Genomic DNA, 6,988 nt, shown 5'->3' on the forward strand with positions numbered 1-6,988 from the left:
AGAAAGATAGTAGCAGGGAATTATAAAATGAATTTGAACCCAGCAGAAGTTGCTGAATTGTTCGACGGTATTACAGATTATCATTTTATTGAAGAAAATAAGGAAATGAAAGTGTTTCCTCCGTTTATTTATTTGTCAGAAGCATTAGCGAAATTGGGGAAATCTCCAATTACTGTAGGTGCACAAAACGGATACTTTGAAGCCAAAGGTGCTTTTACTGGAGAAATCAGTATGGCGCAATTAAAGGCTTTTGAAGTAGAGTCTGTATTGGTAGGACACTCTGAGAGAAGAGAGATCTTTGGAGAAGACAATGCGATCATAAAAAAGAAAGTAGACGCTGCCTTGGCAGAAGGATTAGAAGTGATTTTCTGTTGTGGAGAACCTTTGGCGGTAAGAGAAGAAGGAACACAAAAAGATTTTGTAATCAAACAATTGGAGGAGAGTTTATTCCACTTGTCTGCAGCGCAAATGAAAAATGTAGTGATTGCTTACGAACCAATTTGGGCGATAGGAACAGGTAAAACTGCTTCTAGCGCACAAGCTGAGGAGATGCACAAAGACATTCGTGCGGCAATTGCAGCAAAATACTCAGAAGAGGTAGCACAAGGTACTTCTATTCTTTACGGTGGAAGTGTGAAGCCAGACAATGCACAAGAGTTATTTGCTTGTGAAAATGTAGACGGTGGATTAGTAGGAGGAGCTTGTTTAAAAGCGGCTGACTTTATTGCTATTGCTAACGCACTTTAATTGCACCCTTTAAACGCACAGATATGGAGTATCTAGAATTAGATATCAAATTGAGTCCAGTTTCACCGTGGGACGATATCATCGTTTCTCAATTGGCAGAATTAGGTTTTGAAAGCTTTACCAATGATAAAACAGGGGTAAAAGCCTATGGACCGACTGCTGATGTAAACATGGATGAGGTGATGGCGCAAACTTTACTGGGAAATGTTCCAGAAGGGTTAGACTTGAGCTTTACGCAAAATACCATTGCAGAACAAAACTGGAATGCTACATGGGAAGCTGATTTTGAACCCGTTTTTGTAGAAGATAAGTTGAGCATTTTAGCTCCTTTCCACGATGCAAGTGTGGCCAAGGGAATGGTTGTTGAAATTCAACCGCAGATGTCTTTCGGTACCGGACACCACCAAACAACGTGGTTAATGTCCAAAGCTTTGTTTGATGAAAACTTGGAAGGTAAACGCGTATTAGACGTTGGTTCTGGAACAGGAGTTTTGGCCATTGTTGCTAAGAAATTAGGAGCTGGCTTTACGATGGGTACTGATATCGAAGAAGGGGCTGTAGAAAATGCCATAGAAAACCAAGGTAGAAATGATATCGATGATATTACTTTCTTATTGGGAGATATAGATGTGGTGAAAGAAGACAATTTTGATCTGCTTTTGGCCAACATCAACAAAAACGTATTAAAGGCACACATGCCAACGTATGCATCTTTATTGAAATCGGGTGGGAAACTGAAATTAAGCGGTTTTTTCGAATCTGATGTAGATGAACTTGTAACTATTGCTGCACAAAACGGTTTTACAAAGGAAGGTGTACTTCTGAAGGAAGGTTGGGCCGTGATACAGTTAATAAAAAATTAAGAGCAGTTAATACTTGGTGCCGTAAGAGTCTTGATTTTTACGGCACTAAACCTTTCCTTTACCTTACACCCTTTTTATTTATACCCTATTGGCGTAAATTAAAATTGCGTTAGCCCTTTGTTATATTTTACTTAAAATGAAACAGAGCGCTTTTGGGGTGGACTTAAATTATTCATTCTATTGTAAATTAGTAAACATGAAAATAGCTGTAGTACTAAGTATACTTTTTTTCTCTTTTCAGACACTAGCTCAGAATTATAGTGCCGACAGAGAGAAGTTTTTTAAAGAGCTTCAAAAGGAGTTAAAACCACTTACACCAAAGGAGGAATTCGCTTTTATAGAGGATGTCTTTGAAATGAACCTTTTGGAAAGTGATTTGATTAAAGATGAGGTTTTTGAACGCATGGTGAAAACGGCTAATCTCATTATAGAGAAGCGCATGGATGCTTACCCAGAAGTATACAACTACGTATTTTCTGTGAACGCTTTGATGGAGAAAAAAGCCAACGATTCTTACACAGCTTGGCACCAGGCTATCGACAAACAGTTAGATTCTAGAAATTCAAGAAAATTTGAAGAATTTATCCAGGTTTCGAAAGCATTCTTTCAACGTAGAGTAATATACATCAACAATGGATTTGAGTGGTTTTATGAAGGTGGAGCCTTTGATTTTGTCTACAACAGAGGTCCGGAAATTGTTTTAGAAAATGGTAACCTGATTTGTAGAACCATCAATACATCATCTTCTACTAAAAAAGAGATTCCTTACACAGATAGTATGGTTGTTTACAATACTTCTGGAGTATATGATCCAGCCTTAGAGAAATGGCAAGGTAAAGGAGGAGAGATAACTTGGGAAAAGGTAGGACTAGACCGAGAAAAAACGAAGGCCAAAATTTCTTATTACGATGTTTCTATGAAATCGCCTTATATCAATATAGATACGGCATACTTAACCTCAACTTATTTCTCGGAACCGATTATCGGAAAATTATCAGAAAGAGCACAGCGTGGTGCGTATAGAGAAGGAAAAGGAGATGAGTATCCACAGTTCTCTTCTTTCGAAAACAGATTGAGTATTCCCAACATTGTAGAAGGAGTAAATTACGAAGGAGGTTTTTCTTTAAAAGGAGCTGAATTCGTAGGACTCGGAACACGTCAAGAACCGATCAGACTATCCTTCAAAAAAGGAGGAAAAGAATTTATTACTACAGAATCTCAAACCCTGAACATTACCGAGGATAAGTTAAGTACAAGGAATTGTAAAACCATCATCCACTTGAGTGCTAAAGATTCTATCTGGCATCCAGGTGTGCGTTTTGCTTATGACAGAACCAATAAACGTATCCAATTGGTAAGGGGGAATGTAGGAGTGGAGCAATCTCCGTTTACAAATACCTTCCACGATTTAGATATGTATGTTACCCAAATCTCTTGGGCTATCGACAGTGATGTGTTAGATTTCGACTTTGGGTTGGGTACTTCACAAGAACAACGTATTGCACGATTTGAATCCAGAAATTACTACGATCAGGCCTTGTATGAATCCTTACAGGGTATGGAGTCAATTCACCCTTTGGTGGCTCTTTCTAAGTATTCCTACAAGTATGACCTACAGGTAATGCCAGAAGGAACGGCGGCTTCAGCCTTGGGTAGAACAACTTCTCAAGCCAAGCAAACTTTCTTAAAGTTGTCATCTCTTGGTTTCATTTCCTACGATACAGACAAAGGAGAAATCATTTTAAAGGATAAGCTCTATAACTTTATCAATGCGCGTTCTGGAAAGCAAGACTACGACAATATAGTATTTGAGTCTAACCTCGCGCCAATGCGACCAAAGAACTACACCAAGGATGAATTAGAGCAGAATCCAAGTTTACGTCAAGAATTAGTCAAGATAGAACAGCATAACAACTCTATCAAAGGAATGCAGAGTCATGGTAACATAAACTTAAACACCATGAACATGGCCCTTGTTGCCGTGAGTAAAGTGCCAATTTCGGATTATCAAGCCACAGCAATTTTTCCAGATTCTAGTAAAGTGTTAATCAAGGAGAACAGAGATGTTATTTTCAAAGGATGGGTAAATTCAGGGAAATGGCAGATAGATATCACCAATGGATATTACGATTACGCCGAGAATAAAATCAATATTACTTCTTCAGATATTGCCTTGTTTAGGGTTAATCCTTTACGTCCAGAAGATGGTAAAACGCCAATCTCTTTACAATCGAGTTTAACGGGAATTGTAGGGTATATATTGGTAGATGATCCGAATAACAGAAGTGGTTTAAAGGAAGAGTTTCATAATTATCCTATGCTGTATTCAGAAGGAACTACCAAGGTGTTCTGGGAATACGATGCTATTCACCAAAGTGCTTACAAGAAAGAAAATTTCTTCTTTGAAGTTGAACCTTTTACGATAGACAGTTTGGATAACTTCGATGAAAAATCTATTGCCTTTAATGGACAAATGCACTCGGCAGGAATTTTCCCAGTCTTTGAGCAAGACTTGACCATTATGGGAGATTATTCTTTAGGATTTAGTACGGTAGCTCCAACAGGAGGATATGATTTCTATGGAGATGTTGCGAAATATGAAAATAAAATTGTGTTGTCAAACAACGGATTACAAGGAGCCGGTCAAATTGATTTCATTCAATCAACTTCTATCTCTAAAGCCTTTACCTTCTTACCAGATAGTACTATAGGTATTGTAGAATTTAAAAATGAACCTTTGGCGAGCGGTGTTCAATTCCCGGATGCAGAATCACCAAATGCCTTCATGACCTACCTTCCAAGAAACAAAATGTTGAAAGTGAAATCTACTAGAGATCCTATTAAGATGTACGAAGGGGAAAGTAACTTGTTTGGAACGGCTGTTATTCAACCTTCAGGTATGACGGGGATGGGTAGAGTAGATATGGAGAAAGCTCTATTATCGTCAAATGCCTTTGAATTTGATCGTTGGGATATCATATCTGATTCAGCAGCTTATTACTTAAAGAACTTGGATAAGAAACCTGGAGACTTGATGGCTTCAGAGTATTTATTGACCAGTGAGAATGTAAAAACGAAGATAGACTTAAAGGGCCGAGAAGGAACTTTCTCTATTATGGATGATGATTCTGAACTGCGTTTCCCTGTTAACGAGTTTAGATGTTCTGTGAAGGATTTCGACTGGAAAATAGATGAGGATGAAATCATTTTGGATAACCCAGAAGATAAAGCCAAGTTCTATGCACTTCGTCCAGAGCAGAAGATGTTGACCATAGAGAGTGGGAATGCACAGTTCGATATGAAAAACAGAATTATCAACTGTTACGAAACAGAATTCGTAGAAATCGCCGATGCATTGATATATCCAGATTCTCAATATGTGGAAATACAACCAAAAGCGGTAATAGATACCTTGAGAAATTCTGTGATTAAATCACGTGACGAGGAGATTTTACATACCATCGTTAATGCGAACACAACCATTCAATCGAGTGAGAGTTTCTTGAGTTTTGGAGATTATAAGTACTATGATTTAGATTCTACCTTGCATTATATCCCAATGCACAAGGTATATGTAGATAAAGATTTACAAACACGTGCAAATGGTAAAGTGGCCGAGGGTACTGACTTTATGTTATCTCCTCAGTTCGATTTCTATGGAGATGTTGAATTATATGCCAACAATCCTTTGATCAACTTTAAGGGAGCAACTAAGATTGTACACGACTGTGAAGGAATTGCTAAAAACTGGATGGCCTTTAGTTCTGCTATTGATCCTAAGGATGTTCAAATTCCGGTAGGAGAGAGTCCAGAAGATTTAGAAGGGAATGCAATTTCTGCAGGTTTAGTATGGAGAAATACAGAGAACCTTGATTCTTTAGAGATTTATCCAACCTTCTTATCTGCCGTAGAAAATGAAGCGGATACCAAGGTGATTTCTGGAACAGGATTCTTAAAATATAACCCAGCCTCTTACGAGTTTGAAATTGGAAATAAAGAAAAATTGTTAGATTTATCGGCTGTTGGAAATTACGTTTCTTTGAATTTGAAGACGTGCGGAATGTACGGGAATGGTAAGGTTGACTTAGGGATGGACTTTGGTGACTTGGAAATTGCAAGTGTAGGAACTGTGATTTATAACCAAGCCAAGAAGGAAGCTAACTTCAACTTAACCATGCAGGTAAAAACACCGATGGACGAGAAGGTTTTCGAAGCGGTAGCCAATAAGATTAACTTACAAAGTAACTTGGCTCCAGCTGATTTAAAATCGAACACTTTGGTAGATGCTATTGCCACTTGGTCTTCTGAAAAGGATGCGCAGAACTTTAGCGAAAAGTTAGGTGAGTCTGGAACAGTGAAGAAGTTACCCAAGGAAGTAGAAGCTACCTTTGTTTTCTCAGGTGTACGTTTAAGTACTTACGACTTAGTAGACGATTACCAAAAAGGTTTGAAAACAAGTATGTCGAAAGCCATTTTAGTTTCTATTAATGATGTTCCTGTATTGAAGTATGTTGACTTTAAATTATTCGCCGAGCAACGTGTGTTGTTAGGAGATAAGGTTGGATTTATGATAGATATGCCTGGAGGGTATTCTTACTATTTCTTCTATGAACAAGGAGAGAAGAGAGGACAGATGGATATCATTACCAGTGATCAAGAATTCAATACGAGCGTAATGGAAATCAAAGAGGATAAGAGAAAAATTAAGAAATTTGAGTATGGAATTTCAGACGATTCAGTATTGAAGAGTCAATTCCTTAGAATATTTGGAGGTATTTAATGTTTGATTACGTTTTATTTGGAAGTATAGCTTACATCTTGGGATCTATTCCCACAGCCGTTTGGGTTGGAAAAGCAAAGTATGGAGTTGATGTTAGAGAACACGGTTCTAAAAATGCAGGAGCAACCAATACTTTCCGTGTACTTGGGAAGAAGGCAGGTAAGGTTGTATTAACCGTTGATATTATAAAAGGGGCTTTGGCAGTGCTAATGCCCTTTTTTGTGTCTCAATACGCTTGGGCCACAGATGATTTAATTCACTTGCAATTAACTGCAGGTATATGCGCTGTATTGGGGCATGTATTTCCACTTTTTGCTGGTTTTAAAGGTGGAAAGGGAGTAGCGACATCCTTAGGAGTAATCATAGGGTTACACCCCTTAACGGCTTTGATTTGTTTGGGAATATTTTTAGCTGTTTTTATGGTCTTTTCTTTTGTCTCTTTAGGAGCAATTACGGCAGCTTTGGCCTTTCCTTTAATTTTACACTTCGGTTTTAACAACCAAAATGTTCCTTTAACCGTCTTTAGTATCGTGTTAAGTTTAGCAGTGGTTATTACCCATAAAAAGAACATAAAACGACTCTTAAAAGGAGAGGGGAA

General features: G+C 38.0%; 4 protein-coding genes. All 4 read left to right on the forward strand.

Annotated features, from left to right (window positions below):
• Window positions 1-747: triose-phosphate isomerase (gene tpiA, locus R3333_RS11200; protein ID WP_318958867.1), on the forward strand; the 747-nt coding region annotated here is incomplete at its 5' end.
• 23 nt (window positions 748-770) lie between these two features.
• Window positions 771-1,610 carry a 50S ribosomal protein L11 methyltransferase gene (prmA, locus tag R3333_RS11205; protein WP_318958868.1) on the forward strand — a complete coding sequence of 280 codons (840 nt, stop codon included), beginning with the start codon at window positions 771-773 and terminating at the stop codon, window positions 1,608-1,610.
• A gap of 196 nt (window positions 1,611-1,806) precedes the next feature.
• The gene (locus R3333_RS11210) at window positions 1,807-6,390 is read left to right on the forward strand and encodes a hypothetical protein (RefSeq protein WP_318958869.1); all 4,584 of its coding nucleotides are present in this window, start codon (window positions 1,807-1,809) and stop codon (window positions 6,388-6,390) included.
• Window positions 6,390-6,988: glycerol-3-phosphate 1-O-acyltransferase PlsY (gene plsY / locus R3333_RS11215; RefSeq protein ID WP_318958870.1), on the forward strand; the 599-nt coding region annotated here is incomplete at its 3' end. The genes R3333_RS11210 and plsY, both read left to right, overlap by 1 nt.

This window comes from Lishizhenia sp. (assembly GCF_033720595.1).
In the GTDB taxonomy this organism is placed as follows: Bacteria; Bacteroidota; Bacteroidia; order Flavobacteriales_D; family Crocinitomicaceae; genus Lishizhenia.

Excerpts from the sequence above, each read along its gene's own strand:
- prmA (WP_318958868.1), top strand. The coding sequence starts at position 771 with ATGGAGTATCTAGAATTAGATATCAAATTGAGTCCAGTTTCACCGTGG.
- R3333_RS11210 (WP_318958869.1), top strand. The coding sequence starts at position 1,807 with ATGAAAATAGCTGTAGTACTAAGTATACTTTTTTTCTCTTTTCAGACA.